At 42.3% G+C, this 22,817-nt stretch carries 22 protein-coding genes and 3 pseudogenes; 12 read left to right on the top strand and 13 right to left on the bottom strand.

Annotated features, from left to right (window positions below):
- Positions 1-282 precede the first annotated feature (282 nt).
- From zwf to GZK95_RS22135, 4 genes are all read left to right on the top strand, one after another.
- On the top strand, positions 283-1,785 hold the full coding sequence (gene zwf, locus GZK95_RS17420) for a glucose-6-phosphate dehydrogenase (RefSeq protein WP_075706602.1): 1,503 nt from the start codon (positions 283-285) through the stop codon (positions 1,783-1,785).
- Positions 1,782-2,498 carry a 6-phosphogluconolactonase gene (gene pgl / locus GZK95_RS17415; RefSeq protein WP_075713264.1) on the top strand — a complete coding sequence of 239 codons (717 nt, stop codon included), beginning with the start codon at positions 1,782-1,784 and terminating at the stop codon, positions 2,496-2,498. Before zwf ends, pgl begins: the two co-directional genes overlap by 4 nt.
- A gap of 34 nt (positions 2,499-2,532) precedes the next feature.
- A complete protein-coding gene (gene gnd / locus GZK95_RS17410) occupies positions 2,533-3,981 on the top strand; it encodes a decarboxylating NADP(+)-dependent phosphogluconate dehydrogenase (RefSeq protein ID WP_075713266.1) in 1,449 nt (482 codons plus the stop codon).
- Positions 3,982-4,182: 201 nt separating this feature from the next.
- Positions 4,183-4,323, top strand: coding sequence for a hypothetical protein (locus GZK95_RS22135; RefSeq protein WP_167369913.1), 141 nt, complete (start codon positions 4,183-4,185; stop codon positions 4,321-4,323).
- Between the two features lie 62 nt (positions 4,324-4,385).
- Here GZK95_RS22135 and GZK95_RS17405 read toward each other — a convergent pair whose 3' ends face one another.
- From GZK95_RS17405 to GZK95_RS17360, 9 genes are all read right to left on the bottom strand, one after another.
- Positions 4,386-5,309 carry an arginase family protein gene (locus GZK95_RS17405; RefSeq protein ID WP_075713268.1) on the bottom strand — a complete coding sequence of 308 codons (924 nt, stop codon included), beginning with the start codon at positions 5,307-5,309 and terminating at the stop codon, positions 4,386-4,388.
- 96 nt (positions 5,310-5,405) lie between these two features.
- Complete coding sequence (locus GZK95_RS17400) at positions 5,406-5,801, bottom strand: GFA family protein (RefSeq protein WP_075713270.1); 396 nt, start codon at positions 5,799-5,801, stop codon at positions 5,406-5,408.
- Positions 5,802-6,486: 685 nt separating this feature from the next.
- Complete coding sequence (locus GZK95_RS17395) at positions 6,487-6,786, bottom strand: hypothetical protein (RefSeq protein WP_075713272.1); 300 nt, start codon at positions 6,784-6,786, stop codon at positions 6,487-6,489.
- Positions 6,787-6,957: 171 nt separating this feature from the next.
- Positions 6,958-7,548 carry a GNAT family N-acetyltransferase gene (locus GZK95_RS17390; protein ID WP_075713274.1) on the bottom strand — a complete coding sequence of 197 codons (591 nt, stop codon included), beginning with the start codon at positions 7,546-7,548 and terminating at the stop codon, positions 6,958-6,960.
- Positions 7,549-7,945: 397 nt separating this feature from the next.
- A complete protein-coding gene (locus tag GZK95_RS17385; RefSeq protein WP_075713276.1) occupies positions 7,946-8,317 on the bottom strand; it encodes a hypothetical protein in 372 nt (123 codons plus the stop codon).
- 410 nt (positions 8,318-8,727) lie between these two features.
- Positions 8,728-9,399, bottom strand: coding sequence for a hypothetical protein (locus tag GZK95_RS17380; RefSeq protein ID WP_075713278.1), 672 nt, complete (start codon positions 9,397-9,399; stop codon positions 8,728-8,730).
- A 1,001-nt stretch (positions 9,400-10,400) separates the two neighbouring features.
- Positions 10,401-10,895 (bottom strand): hypothetical protein, encoded by a 495-nt coding sequence (locus tag GZK95_RS17370; RefSeq protein ID WP_161987223.1) that lies wholly within the window; start codon positions 10,893-10,895, stop codon positions 10,401-10,403.
- Positions 10,876-11,283 (bottom strand): hypothetical protein, encoded by a 408-nt coding sequence (locus tag GZK95_RS17365; RefSeq protein WP_161987222.1) that lies wholly within the window; start codon positions 11,281-11,283, stop codon positions 10,876-10,878. The genes GZK95_RS17370 and GZK95_RS17365 overlap by 20 nt, the downstream gene beginning before the upstream one ends.
- 49 nt (positions 11,284-11,332) lie before the next feature.
- Positions 11,333-11,851, bottom strand: coding sequence for a hypothetical protein (locus tag GZK95_RS17360; RefSeq protein WP_161987221.1), 519 nt, complete (start codon positions 11,849-11,851; stop codon positions 11,333-11,335).
- A gap of 186 nt (positions 11,852-12,037) precedes the next feature.
- Here GZK95_RS17360 and GZK95_RS17355 point away from each other — a divergent pair.
- Positions 12,038-12,805, top strand: a pseudogene (locus GZK95_RS17355) (IS110 family RNA-guided transposase); the annotation flags it as partial.
- A gap of 196 nt (positions 12,806-13,001) precedes the next feature.
- On the opposite strand, the gene GZK95_RS17350 reads toward GZK95_RS17355, so the two are convergent.
- A complete protein-coding gene (locus GZK95_RS17350) occupies positions 13,002-13,481 on the bottom strand; it encodes a GNAT family N-acetyltransferase (RefSeq protein WP_075714201.1) in 480 nt (159 codons plus the stop codon).
- Between the two features lie 100 nt (positions 13,482-13,581).
- Here GZK95_RS17350 and GZK95_RS17345 point away from each other — a divergent pair.
- Positions 13,582-13,806, top strand: a pseudogene (locus tag GZK95_RS17345) (IS110 family transposase); the annotation flags it as partial.
- Positions 13,807-14,097: 291 nt separating this feature from the next.
- On the opposite strand, the gene GZK95_RS17340 reads toward GZK95_RS17345, so the two are convergent.
- On the bottom strand, positions 14,098-14,541 hold the full coding sequence (locus tag GZK95_RS17340; protein ID WP_075714438.1) for a hypothetical protein: 444 nt from the start codon (positions 14,539-14,541) through the stop codon (positions 14,098-14,100).
- A 270-nt stretch (positions 14,542-14,811) separates the two neighbouring features.
- Between GZK95_RS17340 and GZK95_RS17335 the strand changes: the two genes are divergently transcribed.
- Complete coding sequence (locus GZK95_RS17335; RefSeq protein ID WP_151148807.1) at positions 14,812-15,855, top strand: IS110 family RNA-guided transposase; 1,044 nt, start codon at positions 14,812-14,814, stop codon at positions 15,853-15,855.
- 466 nt (positions 15,856-16,321) lie between these two features.
- On the opposite strand, the gene GZK95_RS17330 is transcribed toward GZK95_RS17335, so the two are convergent.
- Positions 16,322-17,029, bottom strand: coding sequence for a Cthe_2314 family HEPN domain-containing protein (locus GZK95_RS17330; protein ID WP_225623950.1), 708 nt, complete (start codon positions 17,027-17,029; stop codon positions 16,322-16,324).
- 353 nt (positions 17,030-17,382) lie between these two features.
- On the opposite strand from GZK95_RS17330, the gene GZK95_RS22480 reads away from it, so the two are divergent.
- From GZK95_RS22480 to ylqF, 3 genes and pseudogenes are all read left to right on the top strand, one after another.
- On the top strand, positions 17,383-17,517 hold the full coding sequence (locus GZK95_RS22480) for a phage integrase N-terminal SAM-like domain-containing protein (RefSeq protein ID WP_354449952.1): 135 nt from the start codon (positions 17,383-17,385) through the stop codon (positions 17,515-17,517).
- A pseudogene (locus GZK95_RS17325) lies at positions 17,498-17,647 on the top strand (tyrosine-type recombinase/integrase); the annotation flags it as partial. The gene GZK95_RS22480 and the pseudogene GZK95_RS17325, both read left to right, overlap by 20 nt.
- Before the next feature lie 185 nt (positions 17,648-17,832).
- Positions 17,833-18,777 (top strand): ribosome biogenesis GTPase YlqF, encoded by a 945-nt coding sequence (gene ylqF / locus GZK95_RS17320; RefSeq protein WP_075709071.1) that lies wholly within the window; start codon positions 17,833-17,835, stop codon positions 18,775-18,777.
- Positions 18,778-18,824: 47 nt separating this feature from the next.
- Here ylqF and GZK95_RS17315 read toward each other — a convergent pair whose 3' ends face one another.
- The gene (locus GZK95_RS17315) at positions 18,825-19,811 is read right to left on the bottom strand and encodes a CobW family GTP-binding protein (protein ID WP_075715930.1); all 987 of its coding nucleotides are present in this window, start codon (positions 19,809-19,811) and stop codon (positions 18,825-18,827) included.
- 524 nt (positions 19,812-20,335) lie between these two features.
- On the opposite strand from GZK95_RS17315, the gene clcA reads away from it, so the two are divergent.
- Together clcA and GZK95_RS17305 are read left to right on the top strand one after the other, a co-directional pair.
- On the top strand, positions 20,336-21,736 hold the full coding sequence (gene clcA / locus GZK95_RS17310) for a H(+)/Cl(-) exchange transporter ClcA (protein ID WP_075709069.1): 1,401 nt from the start codon (positions 20,336-20,338) through the stop codon (positions 21,734-21,736).
- A gap of 99 nt (positions 21,737-21,835) precedes the next feature.
- Entirely contained in the window at positions 21,836-22,807 is a 972-nt protein-coding gene (locus GZK95_RS17305) for a TDT family transporter (protein ID WP_075715929.1), read from the top strand.
- The last annotated feature ends 10 nt before the right edge of the window (positions 22,808-22,817 follow it).

The raw sequence follows: 22,817 nt of genomic DNA, 5'->3' as shown, positions 1-22,817 counted from the left end.
ATTGATTATATGGGTGTATTTTTGTTTACACATAATTCATACAAAAAAATCAGCTAGATATTGAGCAATTGAGCAGTAGCTAGTTGATGTAAATCAATTTGTCGTAGACAATACAGCGCCGTATTGAGCTTAATCTCAATGCGATTCGATTTTACCTATCAATCATATAGGTATCATCGATTATCAATTTTGAGGTGTCGTTGATAGGGTTGCTTTCCTAGAAATTTGAATAAGAAAGCCATCTTAGGCACGCAGTTACTACCTCGTTTTAAGGGAAAGATGATGGTAATTCCAGAAAACAGTAGCATCGTAATTTTTGGTGCTTCGGGCGACTTGACATATCGCAAGTTGATCCCAGCCTTATACCACCTCTATGCGAACAAACAGCTTCCTGATAACTTCGCTATTTTGGGCGTGAGCCGCACCGAATACAGCGATGAATCATACCGCGAGAAACTCAAGCACTCGCTGCAGGAAATGGAAAAAACCGAACCTGCTACACTCGATGCATTTATCAATCACCTGCACTATCAAGCGATCAATACCTCAGACTCTGCTGATTACAGCAAACTGAGTACACGACTTGACGAACTTGCTGACCAATATGCGTTCGAGCAACGTAATACGTTATTCTACTTAGCAACGCCACCAAGCCTTTACAGCGTAATTCCAGCTAGCCTTGCAGCACATGGTCTGAACAACGAAGAAGATGGCTGGAAACGCATTATCATTGAAAAGCCATTTGGTTATGATCTTGAATCAGCGCGTCAGTTGGATAAAGACATCCATGAGCACTTCCAAGAACATCAAATCTATCGTATTGACCACTATTTAGGCAAAGAAACTGTACAGAACCTGTTGGTTTTCCGTTTCTCTAATGCGATGTTCGAACCATTATGGAACCGCAATTTTATTGATTACGTTGAAATCACTGGCGCTGAGTTCCTTGGCGTGGAAGAGCGTGGCGGTTACTACGATGGTTCAGGCGCCATGCGCGATATGTTCCAAAACCACCTACTGCAAGTACTTGCTATGGTTGGGATGGAGCCACCAGCACAGATCAACGCAGACTCAATGCGTGACGAAGTCGTTAAAGTATTGCAGTGTCTTAAACCACTCGATGAACACGACCTACGTAATAACTTGGTACTGGGTCAATATACTGCCTCTGATGTTCGTGGTCAGTCACTACTTGGTTACCGTGAAGAACCCGGTGTTGCAGAAGACTCCCGCACCGAGACATATGTTGGCCTAAAAGCGTATATTAATAACTGGCGCTGGAATGGCGTACCATTTTACGTACGCACAGGTAAGCGCTTGCCAACGCGTGTGACTGAAGTGGTTATCCACTTTAAGAGCACTCCGCATCCTGTTTTTGGTCAAGACGCTCCTGAAAACAAACTGATTATCCGTATTCAACCAGATGAGGGTATTCAGATGAGCTTTGGTCTGAAACAGCCAGGCGCAGGTTTCAAAGCCAAAGAAGTAAAAATGAACTTCCACTATGCTGATTTGCAAGAGACACAAATGTTGACCGCTTATGAGCGCTTGTTGTTGGATGCATTAAATGGCGACGCTACACTGTTTGCCCGTAGTGATGCAGTGGAAGCTTGTTGGCAATACGTTCAACCGATTCTTGATTTCAAACAAGATCCTCAATCACTGTTTGGCTACGCATGTGGCACATGGGGACCAAAAGAATCGGACGATTTACTACAAAGAGATGGTCGCGCTTGGCGCTACCCTTGTAAAAACCTTACAGACACGGATTACTGTGAATTATGATCAACCATAAGATCTTTGACACCGCAGAACAGGTTGTTGAAAGCCTAGCAAACGATATGAAAGCTTACAGTGAGCTTAACCGCCCTGTTCATATTTCTCTATCAGGTGGCAGCACGCCTAAAATGCTATTTAAACTATTGGCTAGCCAACCATTCGCAGACTCTATTCAGTGGCAAAACCTACACTTCTGGTGGGGTGATGAACGTTGCGTAGCGCCAGATGACGCTGAAAGCAACTACGGCGAAGCAAACGCCCTGCTGTTTAGCCAAGTCGCAATCCCTGCGGAAAACATTCACCGTATTCGCGGTGAAGAGCAACCTGAAGCGGAAGCTGTACGTTTTGCTCAAGAAATGGCTGACGTGATCCCATGCGAAAATGGCACGCCAGTATTTGATTGGATCTTACTTGGTGTTGGCGCAGATGGTCATACCGCGTCACTGTTCCCGGGTGTCACTAACTACCAAGATGAGAATCTATCAGTGTTAGCTTCTCACCCAGAATCTGGTCAAATTCGCGTCTCAAAAACAGCAAAGGTTTTAGAAGCCGCCAAACGTATCAGCTACCTTGTGCTTGGCGCAGGCAAAGTTGATATCGTAAACGAAATTCATACTACTCCGGCGAGTGAACTGCCTTATCCAGCAGCAAAAATCCAGTCTAAAACTGGCGAAACCGAGTGGTACTTAGATTCAGACGCAGCAGCAAAAATCGCGTAACGCGAGCGTCGTACGACACAATTGGAGAAATACAATGAAAGGTGATATCGGTGTAATTGGCCTAGCAGTAATGGGTCAAAACCTTATCCTAAACATGAATGACCATGGCTTCAAAGTGGTTGCTCATAACCGTACAGCTGCGAAAGTAGACGACTTTTTAGAAGGCCCAGCAAAAGACACAAACATTGTTGGCGCATACTCGCTAGAAGAGCTCGTTGAGAAGCTAGAAACGCCACGTAAAGTGATGTTGATGGTTAGAGCTGGTGACGTGGTTGATACGTTTATCGACGCGCTAACACCACTGCTAGACAAAGGCGACATTATCATCGACGGTGGTAACACTAACTACCCTGATACTAACCGCCGTGTAGCTGCGCTACGTGAGAAAGGCATCCACTTTATCGGTACTGGCGTATCTGGTGGTGAAGAAGGCGCTCGCTTTGGTCCATCTATCATGCCTGGTGGTGCTCCTGAAGCATGGGAAGCGGTAAAACCTATCTTCCAAGCGATCTCTGCAAAAACTGACGCTGGCGAGCCTTGCTGTGACTGGGTTGGTAACGACGGTGCTGGTCACTTCGTTAAAATGGTACACAATGGTATCGAATACGGCGACATGCAGCTAATCACAGAAGCTTACCAGTTCATGAAAGATGGCCTAGGTATGTCGGCGGATGAAATGCAAGCCGTGTTTGCTGATTGGAACCAAACTGAGCTAAACAGCTACCTAGTAGAAATTACCGCTGACATCCTTGGCTACAAAGACGAAGATGGTGAAGCGCTAGTTGAAAAGATCCTTGATACTGCGGGCCAAAAAGGTACCGGTAAATGGACAGGCATCAACGCTCTAGACCTTGGTATTCCGCTAACGCTTATCTCTGAGTCAGTATTTGCTCGTTGCCTATCGGCACTTAAAGATCAACGTGTTGAAGCTGAGCAACTATTCGGCAAAACTATTGCGCCAGTTGAAGGTGATAAGCAAGAGTGGGTTGATGCACTTCGCCAAGCACTACTTGCTTCAAAAATCATCTCTTACGCACAAGGCTTTATGCTAATGCGTGAAGCATCAAACGAAAACGGCTGGGATCTGAACTACGGCAACGTTGCTCTTATGTGGCGTGGTGGCTGTATCATTCGCTCTGCATTCCTAGGTAACATTCGTGATGCTTATGATGCAAACCCAGATCTTGCATTCCTAGGCTCTGATGCTTACTTCAAAGGCATCCTACAAAATAGCCTAAGTGCTTGGCGTAAGGTTGCAGCGAAGTCTCTAGAAGCAGGTATCCCAATGCCATGTACGACTTCTGCGCTAACTTTCCTAGATGGTTACACAACCGCGCGTCTACCAGCTAACTTACTGCAAGCTCAGCGTGACTACTTCGGTGCTCACACTTATGAGCGTACTGACCGTGCACGTGGTGAGTTCTTCCATACAAACTGGACAGGTACAGGCGGCAACACAGCGTCAACGACTTACGATGTGTAATCGCTAACTCAATTGAGCTTAAAAGGTCGATAGTTAATATCGGCCTTTTTTATCTGCGCCTTGTCTGTCATCCCCTCTCCTCCTACCTTCTACGCCGCAAAAAAGTTTCTAACGGATGATGACTTTATCAACAACATTCCGTATTCTCGCCGACTCGATAACTTTGCATACATACGAAACAAGCATACATTGAGGTTGTTTATGAACGTTAACAAGTACTTTGTATTTGTTCCTCAAGCGATTGAGGAAGATTTTGAAACGGACATTCAATTAATCTCAGAAACGGAAGCTGAACGTCAAGCTCTGGTCAAATTAGCCCAACAGCAATTTGACGCTGACTAATCAATAAAACAAAGCCCAACCTAGCGTTGGGCTTTGTCGCATCGATCATTCATTCCGGTGAGTTAACCACGAAAACCCCACACAGCATCAATTAGCTTAACCATGAGTTCTTTTGATACGCCCGTCGAGTCTAACTCTGGTAAATATTCGACAAAATCAGCACCAACAAACTTGGGGCTGGAGGTAATGGTATGAACCAAATGAATAGCTTCACGTGCTGATATTCCACCAACACTTGGCGTAGCACACGAGCGAAAAATGCTGCCATCAAGAACATCATAATCAAACGATAAATATACTCGGTCAAAACGTCTGTCAACTTCATCAAGCAGTTCTGTCAAAACACTCTGCATACCCACGGTATCAAGATGAGACATATCGTAATTGGTGACCCCACCCCTTTGAATAAACTCATATTCGCTTGGCATATAGTCTCGAACACCAATATAAAATATTTGCTCCGATGACAGAGCTAACTCTTCAGGCACCGACCAACCATTGTGGCAATATTCATTGGTCAACATAGCTAAGGGCTTGCCATGCAGATTGCTTTCTAAGCTGCTATTGCAATCAGCATGAGCGTCTACCCAAACAATAGCGACTCTTTCATTACGCTGATTTTGATAAAAATCTAACGTTGCAAGTAACGTTCCGACCGAAATCGAATGGTCACCACCGATAGTGATTGGAAAACGCCCGGATTGGTAAGAGTGCAAAACTTTGGACTTTAATTGATTTGAATACTCAGCTAACGCCTCTTCATTTCGCTTCTGTGCAATGAAATCAATAACCTTGTTGTTTGGTATTACATCCCCAACATCTCTAATTTCACTTCTCCAGCGGCTATTACGCACATGAATCCAGTCAGAAAGTCCCACCCAAGTCCGCTCATCCATTCGTCGCAAACCCTCCACGGTATTTTCTGTGGTATTGAAAAAACCAAGTTGATTGAATGGAGCTCCGATAATGTCGTAACGTCTTGCCATAGCAACTTCCCTAATTTGCTTTTCACATAACCAATAAACCAATTCCCCCCTCTTGAGGAGCGACTAAAATAATACTCAGACTATCCGATACCTATGTTATCTATCAGCCGGGTGATTGACACCATCCATGATTTCAATAGCACCTAAATCATATGGGTTTACGCCCTCTAGACAGCCAATATTATAACCATATTCACTCGGGTCTGAACGTCTCTGATGATGGGTATAGATACCGCAGTTTGAGCAAAAATAATGTTTAGCCGTACCGGTATTAAACTGGTAGAGCTTTAGCACGGATCGACCCTTTAAGATTTTAATGTGAGCCAGAGGAACAGAACCAACTATCGCGCCTTTTCTTCGGCAGATTGAGCAGTCGCAACGCCTTGGCTTTTCGATGCCATTAGGCAAATACAGCTCCAACACAACAGAACCACAATGGCACGAAGCAAGATGCTTTTCTTTAATTTCCGTCTGTCCAACTTGTTTGATCATAATCGACGCATCCTCCTGCTTCTTAACAAATGATATTGGATTCCTTAGCCATCAATTATCTCGCAAAACACTCGCTATGTAGGTAGCTAAGTAGCTCTCTTTATTTGGCTCGTAAACTCATAACCCACCACAATTATTAGTGACATTAACAACCAAACTAACCACTTAAATCCATTCTGAACAACGACGACATGCAAGGGGTTTCCAATTACATAATCCATTAATGGCTGGCGAATAAAGGCTCCATGAATTGCCATTAATAGTATGGAAAAAATGACGACTGCTTTTGTTCGCCCTGCTTTTATCAGCCTATCTCTTGCTAGGGCGTAGATAAAAGTTGCCCCAAGACCGTACTCTATTGATGTTATTAATGCCACATATCGAACACTCCATGATGGCTGAACTGATATGCCCTGTATTTGAGATGCAACCCAGCTTGGTCACCACTCTGCAGATATTACATGTACAATAAAACTGCTTGTTGAGGCAATAATTGCTACCACGAGAAAATAGATAAACCGCATATACTTCCTTGTAAATAATAACTTACTAACGTGTGTAAACACGTAGTATCGCACCGAATATAAACATTATTTTTGGTGACAAATCTAACAATGGATTGATTGTGGCGGCTATAACAGACCACAGGCAAAAGAGAGACCGAAATAGGAGTTATTGATATACGTTATATTGAGACTACGCGACTATCCAACTTTCCACACTTATCGCACACAACCCTACCTTTTTTAATGCTACTTAAGCAATTTTGGCATGCTCGTTCTGGCAACCCAGGATCATAGTATTTCTCAAAACTTTGTATGTCATTGTTCCCCTGCGCTGATTGGCTGTCTGTTTTGCTTTTTGACGCAGCAAAAACGATCAATAAAATCAGGCCAAAACCGGCTAAGAACAAAAAAACCAAGATCGCTAATGGCAAGATTCCCGACATAGCAAGAAACTCTATAATTCCCTGATATTTATCCATATTCCCTCTATTGACTAGAGTTTGATATCCACAAGATATCTCCCTCCTCCACAGAAACTGCCACGCTTAAGTGGTATGCACTTTCACCAAAGCCCGCATATCTGATTGACAACTACCCCCAAGCAAAAAACACTGACAATGCCAAAAGTTAGCTGTCATCCCAAGCAATTGTTAGCTATATACTGATAGCTTGAACGCTAGGCTCTGTTTAATCGAGGGCCATTCAATATTGATGATGGAGAATACTACCGTATCTCGATAGCCACCATTGGGCATTTTCTGGTGATTTCTAAGCACTCCATCTTGCTTTGCCCCTAAACGTGCAATCGCAGATCTTGAAGCATGGTTATGCCAACTGGTTCGAAACTCCACTGCAATGGCATCGAGGCTTTCAAATGCGTGAGTTAAAAGCAGCAACTTACACTCTGTATTACATGATGTGCTTTGATAACTTTTACTATACCAAGTGTAACCAATTTCAACTCTTTGATTTATAAGGTCAGCATTACAAAAACGAGTAGAGCCGATAACCTTTCCGCTTGATTTTTCGATAACAACAAAAGGTAAAGCGACGCCTTTCGCTTTCTGCTCCAATGCTGTCGAGATATAGCTAGAAACATTTTCAGGATTGGGGACAGATGTGAACCATAATTCCCAAAGTTTGCCGTCTGTTGCCGCCTCTGCCAATGCTTGCTTGTGCTCCATTGTTAAAGCCACAAGTTTTACATTTTCAGACTCTAACTCTACGTCTTTAAACCACATTTTACTCTCCATGTAGGTTATTTCTGCGGGATTGCTTAGCTCACAACCACTTTAGTATTGACACTCTTGACCAGCAAGACCAAGTGCTACTTCATAAATTCATCACTCTAACCTGCTGACTAGACTAGCAAATATACCACCTATGCGAATAGGTCTCTAAGCGTGTGGTGGTGCGCATTATTGGGTGTAATTCGAACATCCGCTCCTTGAGTGTTCAGTTTTTACTCTCTGTGTAGCCACACGCGACAACGAGATCAAACTATGCGTTTGTCGTTCGCAATATATGATGAGCAAAATAACAACACAAAATCGGGGACTTCGATATTTAAAGGCGCTGGCTGCGGGCGCAGCCAACAGAACGATATTGCCTATTAACAGGCAGAAGGTTTAAGTGTTTTTACGCCGTTGATTTTTTGACATAAACATCTGAACGCTCGACAATTTTACCTAAGCGAACTAACCTAGACGCAATAGAGCCTTTTGTTCTTTTATGGCATTTTGACAGTTCATCAATACTTAAACCTGAGTCAAACCCTTTAGATAGCATTTCATCTTCGTCTGACTTCCATGGTTTACCAGCATTCTCAGGTAACTCGGATTTGCGCTTATCAGCAGCAATTGATGCTTCAAGATTTTGCTTTGCCACACACAAAGCTCGAATTACTTGTGGTTGGTTGAAACAACTTTCATTCGATAAATCTTCACCAGTTTCAGGATTAACTCCGTCTGATAACGCTGAGATAATGTCTAAAGCTTTCATCATTTCCATAATTTTTCCTTTAGTACGAATGCTATGTAACAACTAACGAATAACATTGATTTAGCTAAAAACACTTCTTTAGTCACCCGCTCTAAGCTACTGACTACAATAACAAATATGCCACCTATGCGAATAGGTCTCGAAGCGTGTGATGGTGCGCATTATTGGGCAAGAACATTACATTAGATCGAATTAACTCGATAAGGCAGATCACATAAGTTATGTCCAAACCCTCTTGCTTTGATTAGCCGCTTCATTGGTGCGTATCCATAACAACGAACAGCAAAGTTGCTTACACCTTGGCTGAGCCTGAAGATAACTGGAAAATAACTCTTTAACCTTTTTTGAATCGCGCCTGTTGATGTTACCAACAAACTCTAAAGGGACGCCTAATCTGATCCTATGACAGCTTGCACAGCTTATTTAACACTGAATACATACTCAGGATACTCATTGTTAAGCGTTTCCACTACTTCCAACCAAGCACTTTTTTCGAGTAATCGAGGGGCAATAGCTTCTGGCATTAAAGACCAACTCTTTAAGTTAAAACCCCAAGACACCCCGCCAACTGGATAGAACACCCCTCCTATTTCAGCTAGTCCAAACAATTTTCCATTCCAAGTTAAAGTGATGTGGGGAGCCGAAGTCCAACCTGGATTATCTCGAAAGACCTCACCCAAACTATAAATTGGATTACTGCTATCACGCTTCTCTTGGCTTCCAACATCTACAAAGACCCAGTGCGGACCAAAGTTACCTAAGGACGCATGTTTGCCAGATAACTGTACATCTCCCGATGTTTCTACAATGTGTAGCCAATGTGTGACTTTTGAAGACGATACCTCTATTGATGGAAATTTTGGCGCAAAACAATGAGCATTACCTGATTCAACAAACCGAATATTAAAAACGTCCTCTTGATTCCACAAGTCAATACTGTATTTCATTACTTTGGAATCATTGAGACACGCACTATAGCTACCATTTTCAATGTTTGTTGAGAAAAAAGAGTTCCTATAAACACCAAACGATAAGTAGGCACTAAAAACAACTATGAGCAAAAACAACGAACCAAAAATATATTTTTTCATACCTTTTAAGTTTGCCTCCTTTGAAAGCACAGAAGGTACAACCTGGATTACCCTTCCTGGGAAACATCGTTATCGCTACGCTTTCCGGATTGGTTGACATGCAAATAGCAAGAAAGACACACCAAATGCTAGCGCTGCTGCACTTAACTCATTAAATTCACATCGATTTACTAAAAACGACATCACTATCGGTGCAGCAAAAAAGGTGCCGTAGTAGCAGATCTTAAACGGTTTCAACTTATTATCGCACTGTGCACAAGTTATTGGTTTATCAGGGAAGAAATTGAGTTTGTCTCTCACGGTCAAGGACGTTCCGCAATGTGGGCACTTAAACATATTTGCTCTCCGCTGACTATGTAAACATGACAAGCTAACCGCAACAGTCTTCCTAGACAAAACTGCAAAGATATAATTCGACAGAGATCATACCGTTACTAAGCTATACGAATGACATAGATTCCTCCTCCCGAGGAACTACCCCTTTCAAGTGGTCCACATTAACTCCGGGGGCACCATGTCTGATTGTTTATATTTCTGCGGGATTGATTTAGCTAAAAAACATTTCATCAGCCACTCAATCTAAACTGCTGACTACAATAACAAATATGCCACCTATGCGAATAGGTGTTGAAGCGTGTGATGGTGTGCATTATTGGACAAGAACATTACGTCAATTCACACATAAACAGCAAATTTCTGACACCTCAGCGGAGCCTAAAGATAACTGGAAAACAACTGTTTAACCTTGTTTGAATAGCGCCTGCTGAGGTTAACCGATATGTGTTAGGGGGGCGCCTAGTCTGACCCTATGACAAATCATAGGCAGCGGCGAGACCGCAATAAGAGATCCTCAATATGTGTTTGTCGTAAGCAATGCTTGATGACCGAAATGACAAAGCGAAGTAGATAACTTTGTTGTTCGAAGAGCATTGGCTGCTCGCGCAGCCAACAGAATGTTATTGCCTATTGACAGGCAGAAGGCTCATATGTGTTAGCAAACTTTATTGAGACAAAATACTTTCAATCTTGTTGCCAAAAACATTAATCAGTCGCATTTTTTGAATCGGTGACTCACTTAGATCGGAAAGAGCTTCTTTTAATGCAGAGCCTTTTTCATCACTCAAAAATTCTACAATTTCGTCTTGTATTCTACGAAATACTTCTATAGGGTTGTTGGATTTTATATATTGCATCCAATCATCTTTACTATATACACTTAAGTCATCTTCAACAAAAGCAAATCTAGAATGCAATGCTTGAAATAAGCACCCTGAAATAAGACTACAAGTTTCATCTAAAGCTATATCATTAGCTTCTACAGGTTCATCTTTTTCTAGTGAATTATGATAATTAATAACAATATCACGCACTTCACCATCATTCAGTATATTAATTAAGTCATTGATGAAAAAATCACTTTTTTTATCTTCGCCTATCCAACTTTCTACAGCGGATTTAGGTATATTCTCACCTAACTTAACAAGCAATACTGACAATAAATGTTAATTGACTTTCATTCAGCGAACTTCCAAGGATAAACTCATGAGATAGTGAAATAATTTTATCCGAGTTATCTTCAAATGTGCTTTCAAAAAGCTTCATGATTTCTTCAAACTTTTCATTATTATCATTAGTGATTTGAAAATTTATAATAGAACTGATTTTTTGTTGGAAGAAGTCATCGTTAAAAATCTGCGAGTCTAGGTATGAATTAATTAAACCATTAAGCAAAAAATGTTTATCATATCTTCTATATTCATCCAGTCGATTATCATCAAAATCCTCACTGGAGTAATACTTAGAAGATAAACATAAACAACTTACCTTTAATCTCTGCAAGTTTTCATTTGTTAACCCCTCTGCCTTATCAACAAAAACATTCATAACATGGCTAGCTTTTATAATAACTCGTAAATTAACCACTTTTAACTGACTAAAAACAGTTGTCGCAAGGTTCTTTATCCTCTTGAAAAATTTTATCAATTATATTATCTAGAGTATCTTTAATTCTTACTTCCCTGTCGGTTATCTTTTCTTTCAATTCCCATATTTTTTTATCTTTAAGTTGCTTATCATTTAGAGCTATAACCATCTTAAATGGCGATGTGTTTTTCAATCGGTCTACATATCCAAAAAACATTTGTAGGTCTAAAGTCATTCTCTCAATATCATCAAAGAAAATAACAAATTTTGTAAATGAATTTTCCATTGAAATTTCATCTAATGAAGGTAACTCTTTCGGTATAAACTTTGATATGAAAGGTACTGATGCAACCGTTTTCCCGAATTTGCTAATAGATGGTGATATATAATTATTAATTAGACTTTCAGATACAGCTCTACTTAAGTCCTCAATATTGTCAAGACCAAATAGGGAGACCTTGATGTATTTATATTTTTCTTTATTTTCTTCTAAACATTGTTCAATATGAAATGTTTTACCAACCCCCATTGCCCTTTCACCAACAGAACGTTTTCAGTTGGTTCATCAAGAAAACCTAGAAAAGAACTTTTAAATTTATCAGTATTCAAACGACACTCCTAATTTGATAAATCTTTGTTTGCTAACGAATGACATGGATTCCCCCTCCCGAGGAACTGCCACACTTAAGTGGTATACATTTGCACTGGAGGCACCATGTCTGATTATTCTTATTTTTGCTGGATTGATTTAGCTAAAAACCACTTCAGCATTCATGCTGTTGACCAGCACGGCAAAGTTTTACTTCATAAATCAGTCACTCGCTCTAAACTACTGACTACAATAGCAAATATGCCACCTATGCGAATAGGTGTCGAAGCGTGTGGTGGTGCACATTATTGGGCGAGAACATTACGAAAACTCGGTCACGATGCTCGTATTATGGCGGTCAAGTACGTCACACCTTATCGAACCAAAGGAAAAAATGACCTCAATGATGCGGTCGCTATATGCGAAGCCGTACAAAGGCCCACTGCTCGCTTTGTTCCTGTCAAATCCCCTGAGCAACAAGCTATCTTATTGGTTCATTGAATGAGAGAGCATTGGGTGCGTGAACGTACCGCATTGATGAATCGTATCCGTGCACTACTTTCTGAATTTGGACTAATCATCCCCGTTGGTCGCGCTTCGTCAATGAGGCTAGTACCTGACATGCTTGAAAACCCTGAGAACGAGCTTCCTAACTTAGCACGTGCAACGCTAGCTGATGCATTCGAGCACCTTAAGTCTCTCAGCCAGAATATCGATAACACAGAAATCACTTTCGATGCGTTCGCTAAAGTCAGCACAAACGTCCAAAGAATAATGAAAGTAAGAGGCATCGGTCCTCAAACCGCCACTGCTATCCTCGCCTCCATCTGCAATGGGGCTCAATTTGATAAAAAGTCATCAGGGTCACGATGTATGCGAATCATCGATAAGCAGACCGAATGTAGAGCGGCAGTCCAAAACCCATCACTTGAAGTTTAGCGGATGTTTGACAACCGGGGAATCCATGTAGCCTTGCTAAGGTGCAGCTAACTGCCACGAACCCAAGCAAAGCCACCGTAGTCACTAAACCCAACCGAACCAAAAATGCCAAATGTTAGCTGTCATTTTTGAGCGTTCTGTTATACAACGACTATTTTGAGAACTCTATTAGAGCGCTACCAGACAGTCGATAGTTAACCCATTCATCTTGAGGTTTTGCACCAATAGACTTATAAAAGTTAATTGCTGGCTCATTCCAATCGAGAACGCACCATTCAAAACGACCACAACCATTTTCAACTGCTAGCTTCGCCAAATATTTGAGAATTACCTTCCCTGCTCCCAAACCACGATATTCCGGGGAAACATACAGATCTTCCAGATACAAACCGTTTTTGCCCAACCATGTAGAATAGTTATAGAAGTAAACTGCAAAACCGACAGGCTCGCCTTTAACCTCACAGATAATTGCATGAGCCGTAGACTGAGGAGAGAATAAGCTGGACTCAATATCTAGGAGAGTAGCTTTTACCTCATGTTCCGCCTTTTCATAGGTAGCTAAATCTGTGATAAATCGAAGTATCGTTTCAGCGTCACTCTTGTCTGCTTTCCTAATTTTAATTTGTTCCATATCCCCTCCTTGGATGTATTAGTTGTATAACGAATGACATGGATTCCCCCTCCCGAGGATCTGCCACACTCTTGTGGTCACTATTAACACCGGAGGCACCATGTCTGATTACTCTTATTTCTGCGGGATTGATTTAGCTAAAAACGACTTCAGTATTCATGCTGTTGACCAGCACGGCAAAGTTTTACTTCATAAATCAGTCACTCGCTCTAAACTACTGGCTACAATAGCAAATATGCCACCTATGCGAATAGGTATTGAAGCGTGTGATGGTGTGCATTATTGGACAAGAACATTACGTAAATTCACACATAAACAGCAAATTTCTGACACCTCAGCGGAGCCTAAAGATAACTGGAAAACGACTGTTTAACCATTTTTTTGAATAGTGCCTGCTGGGGTTAACCGATAGATGTCTAGTGACCCTATGACAAATCATAGGCAGCGGCAAGACCGCAATAAGAGATCCTCAATATGTGTTTGTCGTAAGCAATGCTTAATGACCGAAATGACAAAGCGAAGTAGATAACTTTGTTGTTCGAAGAGCATTGGCTGCTCGCGCAGCCAACAGGATGTTATTGCCTATTGACAGGCAGAAGGCTCATATGTGTTAGACCTACAGCTCATCAATTTGTGTCTGAATTCGATCAATATCGGCTTGAAAAGATTTCTCCAACTCTTCTAAAGATTGATCTATCTTCTTTCTGTTTGTTTGCAATATCCATAACTCTGCTGACTTTATTGCTGAATCAACAGATAATTGAGTTCTATATTTAGGTTGAAAAAAAGGAACACGACCACGAAGTGAAAGTTGCAACTCTTTTAAGTCCTCTCTGTTTTGCGATTGGTAAAATCTCACAAAATCTAACCTAATCACCTCATAAGCACTTTTTCTTTCATTTAATTCATTGGTCAATAGTGTACGCTTTGCATCTATTTTAGCTTTCTTCAGTTCATTAGAATGCGATGACTGTAAAAGGAGATATTGAGAAACTCCTGTAATTACCGCCCCAATAAGAGCCCCAAAGATAAGTTGCTTCCAATTAGCTTCATTTCCCATGTAATATTCGCCCTTTCCTAAGCTCATAGATCAATGTAACTATAGCTTAAGAAATTCAATATACACGAAGGTCTAACGCCTTGCTAACGGGCGATAACGCCATACCACCCAACTCAAGATTTGTGCCCTAAACACTGAGGCTGATTTGAATGAAAGTGGCTAAGCGTTAGGAGTCCCTGTTAAGCAATTTGATACTCATTGAGCCTTCTCCTCCAACTTAGCCTCTCGACTAAGCTGGAAGGCGACGAAACCCAAAATGGAGAAGACTCGATGAGATTCTATAACAACCAGCATAACTATTACTGTGGCATTGATCTGCATGCTCGCTTACTTTACGTCTGTATTCTCGATTCACTTGGCAATAAAGTCCTGCACAAGAAGATTGATGTCGATCCCGATGCTCTACTTGAGTTAATTACGCCTTACCAAGATAACATCGTTATCGGTGTCGAATGTATGCATTGTTGGTATTGGGTTAGCGATCTTTGCCTTGATTATGCGTTTGACTTTGTACTCGGCCATGCGCTGTATATGAAAGCGATCCACGGTGGTAAAACGAAAAACGATCGTATCGATTCTTTCAAAATCGCCTCACTGCTTCGCGGCGGTAATTTCCCTATCGCCTATGTTTACCCTAAAGCGATGCGAGCAACACGAGATTTGCTGCGACGAAGAACCAAAATCATGCGCCATGGCGCTGACCTCAAAGCTCATGTTGCCAACACCTTTAGCCAATACAACCAGCAAAGCCACAATGTTCAACTGCGCTACCCATGTGCTCGTGAACAAGTACGCAATCAGTTCGATGAGCCCTCAATCAATCGAAGTATCAATATGGATTTAAATGTCATCGCCTTTTACACCAAGGAATTGGCGAGCGTCGAACACTTTATTGAAAAGACAGCCAAGCAGCACAGTGCTCAAGATTACAACCTTATCCAGACTGTACCTGGTATTGGCCGTATTCTCGCCCTCACCATCTTGTATGAAATCGGCAATATTGAACGCTTCCCGTCGGTGCAAAACTTCGCTTCTTACTCACGGCTAGTCAAATGCAAAGCCGAATCAGCAGGCAAACAAAAAGGAACCAATGGCAACAAGATTGGTAACGCCTATTTAAAATGGGCGTTCTCGGAAGCGGTAGTTCTCTATTTACGCGGCAATGAACCCGCCAAGAAATACATTCAACGCTTGCAGAAACGCATGAGCAAAGCCAAAGCACTATCAGCGTTGGCTCATAAACTAGGGCGATGTGTCTACTTCATGTTGAGGGACAAAACGGTGTTTGATGAGAAACGATTTTTACCCCAATAAGTCGCACAGTGAAGTGAGCTGAACGTCTAACTGGTGCTGAGTGAGAACACGTCACTGACTCAAATTTACTGGGATTAAAGCCCGAAAAGGTCGGTTGTGTCAGGTAGTCCAAGCCCTCTTGCTTTGATTAGCCGCTTCACTGGTGCGCACCCATAACAACGAACAGCAAAGTTGCTTACACCTTGGCTGAGCCTGAAGATAACTGGAAAACAACTGTTTAACCATTTTTTTGAATAGTGCCTACTGAGGTTAACCGATTGATGTCTAGTGACCCTGTGACAAATCATAGGCAGCGGCGAGACCGCAATAAGAGATCCTCAATATGTGTTTGTCGTAAGCAATGCTTAATGACCGAAATGACAAAGCGAAGTAGATAACTTTGTTGTTCGAAGAGCATTGGCTGCTCACGCAGCCAACAGGATATTATTGCCTATTGACAGGCAGAAGGCTTATATGTGTTATATTTTTATTTCGCTAATACTTCTTTCTTGTGATGATAAATCGGTATAACCTTTTCATATAGAGCATGGATTTTTTCTTCAATACAATCTAAATAAGCCGTTAATTCGCTTTGCTTAGTATTCAAGTACGCTTCAACCATTAAGTTTAACTGTCCCTTAGCTATCAACTCATCCTTGCCGGAAGCTAACGACATATGATTAGCATCTAAAATAAGTGTGAGATTATCTAGTGCCTCTTCACTATAGCGGTCATGATGGATTACTTTATTTCGAATATGTTTGTACTCACCACACACTTTATTCACTGCTTTTATAAGTGAAACAAGACCATATCTCTCGACATGATCATTTGTCGTGATTGAAAGGTGAGAAATGCCTTCATTGTGAATACCGAGATCTAATACTTTGTTCACAAAGATTAAAACGCGATCATAAACTGATTGAACACGGATGATTGAGTTTTCTACCCAAAGCTTGATTAGCTCACTTTTCTCAAGGTCATCTTTAGCAATAGCATTTAGCGTATCTGACTCCAAGAGAGATAGTGAAAGTCTTGCTTTGTTCAAGGCATTATCTAAGTTGGTCAGAGCCTTAGCTGACGAAAACATGTAAAAATCTTGATATTTAGGCAGATCAAACTCGATTCTGCCCTCTTCAGTTGAAAACTTCTTTGTTTGTAAAGGGTTTTCTGGATCGAGTACGATCTCGTTCATTATTTGATGCATAGTTTCTCTCAAAAATATAACAGTGTATTAGACGGAACTCTCACTAAGTTCCTTTCGTCTTTACGCTTTTTTGCGTTACTTTACTAAGAACATGTCATTCTAATCAACTAGTTGCATTATTTAATACTGTCTCTTGTCTCTCTTTCTCTAGAGACAAAGCGAGAACTCGCATTTAGTGAGCCTCTATAAAGAGTCGACTATGTGTGATAAATCACGCTTTATCATAAGCTTATGAACAATGATTGGGGTCAAAAAGAGAAGGCTAGTCTCGTATATGTCCTTTAAATTTGGCAGTTTTTACTTCTGTTGATTATAACTGTACATAAATACAGTTATATGAAATGGAGATTAAAATGGCAAAGTCAGTGTTTATGGAACAAGTTCGAACCGAGATTCGTACTAGACAGTACAGTATACGTACCGAAAAGACCTACATGTACTGGATAAGGTATTTTATTCGCTACAAGGCTGTTTGAGAACGGTACTGATATACGCACAGTTCAAGAACTACTCGGGCATGCCGATCTAAAAACCACGCAAATCTATACTCATGTGATTGGACAACGCAGAGCCGGAACCAAAAGCCCTGTCGACTTTATCGTTTAGTTAGAGGAAATTTGCGCTCCGTCCGTAATTAAAAAGTGATAAACTTGCAGGAATAAATGATCGAGCTTAAAACTGCGGGATTTACCGACAGCTTTTGAGTCGAAATAGGTGTGAACCTCTTGTAGAGGGTTATTGGGTCTATCCCATCCACACTTAAAATATCGAATTGAAGGTAATAAATACAAATGGTTAATAACTCTATCCAATGGTTTCCGGGCCATATGCACAAAGCGCAAAAGGAAATTGCAGAAGCGATTCCTCAAATCGATGTCATTATCGAGGTGCTTGACGCTCGTATTCCATTCAGTAGTGAAAACCCAATGATTTCTGAGCTACGTGGCGAGAAGCCAGTAGTAAAAGTGCTTAACAAGCGCGATCTTGCTGATCCTGAAATGACGCAACTGTGGATTGAGCACTTAGAAAAAGAGAAAAACGTAAAAGCAATGGCGATTACCACTTCTCAACCGCAAGAAGTACAAAAAATCCTTGAGCTTTGTCGTAAGCTTGCTCCTCATCGCGAAGAGATTGGTAAAAACATTCGTACCATGATTATGGGTATTCCGAATGTGGGTAAATCAACCATTATCAACACACTTGCAGGCCGAACTATTGCGGTTACAGGTAACCAACCTGCGGTCACTCGTCGTCAGCAACGTATTAACTTGCAAAACGGAATCGTGCTGTCAGATACCCCAGGGATTTTGTGGCCTAAAGTGGAAAACCCGCACAGTGGTTTTCGTTTAGCCGCCACTGGTGCGGTTAAAGACACGGCGATGGAATATGATGAAGTGGCGTTTTACACCGTAGAGTACTTAGCACAGGCTTACCCTGCGCTTCTCGAAGAACGTTACCAGATTGAAGAACTTCCCGAGTCAGATATCGAAATTATGGAAGAAATTGGCCGTCGCCGTGGTGCACTTCGCGCTGGTGGTCGAGTTGATTTACACAAGGTATCTGAAATTCTGCTGCACGAGTTGCGCGGCGGTACTTTAGGGCAAGTAACTCTTGAACGCCCTGAGATGATCACCGAAGAACTCGTTCAAGTCGAAATTGAAGCAGCGCGTCGCGCAGAAGAAAAAGCGAAGAAAAAAGAAGAACGCCGCAAGCGTTACTTAAAGAACAAGCGCTAAATCAAACACGAACTAAAAACAAAGGGGACCTTGTGTCCCCTTTACTTTTATGACTTAATCCCAGCCAGTTTGAGTAAGATCTCTTCAAGCTGATCCCACGGCATCAATTGCGAGTCAATCACTTCAAGTCGTGATTCAAAGCCCGACAAACTCATTTGGTTAACTGACACCACACCGTTGGCAACGTTAAAGGCATAACAACCTTGGTCTGTGTTAACCACCGCTTTTACGCGTTCAGCAGTTAACGCTGACAACATCGAGAACAGTTGGTCGAAGTTAAACTCATACTCTGCACCAAACAACCAACCGCAACTGAAGTAGCCCTGTCCTTTGTTCTCACGGCGGATAAAAGCTTCGCCTGGTGGCAGCTCAAACTGCGGTTCCATACTCGCATGATGATGGTGATGATGTTCAATATGGCTTGAAGCACTGCCAAACACGCGCTCAATATCCAGCACTTCCAGTGGTAGTTCCCCATTCTTGACCAGTTTATGGAAAACTTTCGGTGGCTCTTGCACCGTGACCCAACTACCAAACACATCGATGTCTGAAGATTGGCAAAGGTCTACCTTGTTACCAATCACTACATCTGCACTATCAAGCTGATCGTTAAAGTTCTGGTTTGTCGTGTACTTGGGATTGGAAAGATTGCGTGGGTCAACCAGCGCAATCGTCGCTTTAAGATCCACATACTTCTCGTACTGTTCCGAAGTTAGGGTGGCAATCACCTGTTTTGGATGGCCTAAGCCCGTCGGTTCGATGATTAGCCGATCTGGCTTTTGACGCAGCAAGGCATTAATGCCTACTGACATCGGCACGCCGGCAGTACAGCACATGCATCCCCCAGGTACTTCTTTGATCATTGCACCTTGGTCCGTCATCATCGCACCATCAATACCAATTTCACCAAACTCATTGACCAGTACAGCCCAGTTTTCATTCTGCGGTTTGTTTTTGAGTAGGTTTAAAATCGTGGTGGTTTTACCCACACCCAAAAAGCCTGTAATAATGTTGGTAGGGACTCTCGCTGTCATGGTACTTCTCCAAACTCTGTGTACCCAAGTGACTTGGGTGAATAGCGGAAGTATATCGTTGAAGGCTAAGTGGCGTCGAGATGCTAAACGACAAAAGGCGCACTATTAAAGCGCGCCTTCTTCCCTCGTGACTCAATCGTGAGTTTGCGAATCAGAATGTCTCTAGATGCATTCCGATATAATACGAGGATTTCGAAATGACTTTTTGTTGAATCCATCCAAATTGTAGGTAAGGCTGCCATTCCTCCATGCGAGTTGATTCAGATTGCCTTACACTTTAAATATGGTCCAAAACAGCAAAAGCGCAAGTAATTTATCTCGGTAAGCAGTGAATAAAACTCGATATTAAGCAACTCGTCACACTTTTATCTTTTGGCATATTTGCAAGATTTGTAGTGAATAAAACCAATTTTGGAATTCAATATTTCATTCTTATCGCTATAGTTATAGCTATAGAGGCGTATAATTTTATTTCCTTTCAAACTACTGGCTAAACAGCCATATCCGCAGAGGTATTTTTCCGAATGACCAAAAGAGAGAAAATTAGACAATCATTACTCGCCAAAGTACCCAAAGACGCGATTAATCAGTTTCTCTCTAAAGACAAAACCCCAGTATCAGTACTCTTAATGTCACTGTTGGTTGGGGTGTTAGCGGGCATAGTCGGAACCTACTTCGAACACGCAGTTCAATTTGTATCGGAAACTCGTACCGAATGGCTCAAGTCCGAAATTGGCAGTGCCGTACCGCTTTGGTTAGCGGCTTTTGTGATTAGTGCTGGCTTAGCATTTATTGGTTACTATCTCGTTCATCGTTTTGCTCCTGAAGCCGCAGGTTCTGGTATCCCAGAGATCGAAGGGGCAATGGATGGGATTCGTCCTGTTCGTTGGTGGCGCGTACTGCCAGTGAAGTTTTTCGGTGGTATGGGCGCACTAGGTTCAGGTATGGTGCTCGGCCGTGAAGGCCCAACTGTGCAAATGGGCGGGGCAATTGGTCGCATGGTGACAGATATTTTCCGCGTTACAAACAGCGACACCAAACATTCCCTACTCGCATCTGGCGCTGCAGGGGGATTAGCCGCTGCATTTAACGCACCACTAGCGGGTATTATGTTTGTGGTTGAGGAGATGCGTCCTCAGTTTCGCTATTCGCTTATCTCAATAAAAGCGGTCATCATCTCTGCGGTTGCAGCAAATATTGTTTTCCGACTTATTAATGGTCAAGCCGCGGTTATTACGATGCCGCAGTATCAAGCACCTGAATTGTCGGCATTGTGGCTATTTTTAGTATTAGGCGCACTATTTGGCATGTTTGGCGTGGTATTCAACCGCTTGGTCACTATCGCTCAAGATTTGTTTGTTCGCCTGCATCGAAACACTCGCAAACGTTATTTAATCACTGGTTCTATGATTGGCGGCTGTTTCGGTATCATGCTGCTTTATATTCCTGAATTAACTGGCGGCGGTATCTGGCTAATTCCTAATATCACAACCGGTGATTACGGCGCAGCCTTTTTGCTGATGCTGTTTGTTGGGCGTATTTTTACCACCCTACTCTGTTTTGCCTCTGGCGCACCTGGCGGTATCTTCGCTCCTATGCTTGCGCTAGGTACTCTGTTTGGTTACGCGTTTGGTCTGATAGCTCAGCAGTTATTTCCTGAACTGCCTATTACTCCGGGCATGTTCGCCATAGCTGGCATGGGAGCGTTATTTGCAGGCACCGTTCGTGCACCGATCACCGGTATCTTGTTGGTGATTGAAATGACCAACAACTACTATCTGATTTTACCGCTGATCATCACCAGTTTGGGCGCCGTTATTTTTGCTCAGTTGCTTGGCGGTCAGCCAATTTATAGCCAGTTGTTACACCGAACCTTAAAGAATGAGAAATTAAGGCAAGAAGACCTGCCCAATGATACCAATTGACAATTGCCAGCACTGAGTAGGAGTTGATACTATTTGCGCCACCGAAAGAGGCACGGAATGCCTCATGTCACTCAACTCTATTTTGGTTAGGAGCTCAGCTTGAACTGGAGAAGGCTGATACAATTTCAAGGCGTACCACCATCACAGGCCGCATTAGCGCTGGGGGTCATTGGTCTTGGTCATGCATGGGCACTGTATGTCCCCGCTATTGGTGAAGTCATTCGCCCCTATATGGCTGGCCTTGGCGCGCTTTTGCTCGCGCCAGTTTTGATAAAATACCTGACCAACATTAACGTTTTTATTGCCGATTTACGTCATCCGCTTAGTGGTAGCTTAATGGCGCCAATGAGTATGGCGTTATTGATCTTGTGCGATTATCTTGCGGTTATTTCCCCAATCATCGCCTATCCAATTTGGTTTGCGGCAGTGTGTTTGCATATCACCATGATGGTACTGTTTTTTACCTTCCAACTGACTAACTTTAAGATGTCGAACATTGTGCCAAGTTGGTTTCTCTATCCGGTTGGATTAATCAGTAGCTCATTGGCAGGCACACAATTTGGTCACACGGTATTTTCCGAAACCTTGGTCAATACCTGTATTACCATCTACTTCTTTATGTTGCCATTGGTGTTATATCGCTTGGTGTTTGAGGGCATGCTGCCAAGGCGAGCGCGTCCAACCTTGGCCATTATGGCGGCACCAATCAACCTAACGTTGGCCACCTACTTAGTTAACTTTAAACACCCAGACCCAATCTTAACGGGTGCTCTTGCGGGAATCGCTATCACGATGACGGTGATGATCTACTTATGTTACTTCCGCCTATTGCGACTAAAGTTTCAACCATCAATTGCTGCGGTTACCTTCCCGTCAGTGATCAGTGCCGTAGCCATGCATCGCTTAACCACGTTTTTTGAGCAGTACCATCCACGCTGGCACTGGCTGCATGACTTCGGTTTCCTTGACCTTATGATTGCTACCATTTTGGTGGTTTGGGTGTCGTTTGGTTACGTAAAGATGTATTTCCCAGAAAGCTTTAATCGCTCAGCAAGCCAAAACCAAAGTTAGCAAAGAAAAC

Origin of the sequence: Vibrio panuliri, assembly GCF_009938205.1 — a bacterium.
GTDB classification, from domain to species: domain Bacteria; phylum Pseudomonadota; class Gammaproteobacteria; order Enterobacterales; family Vibrionaceae; genus Vibrio; species Vibrio panuliri.
Note: the sequence above shows the minus strand (reverse complement) of the source record. Positions and strands in the feature narration are given on the sequence as shown.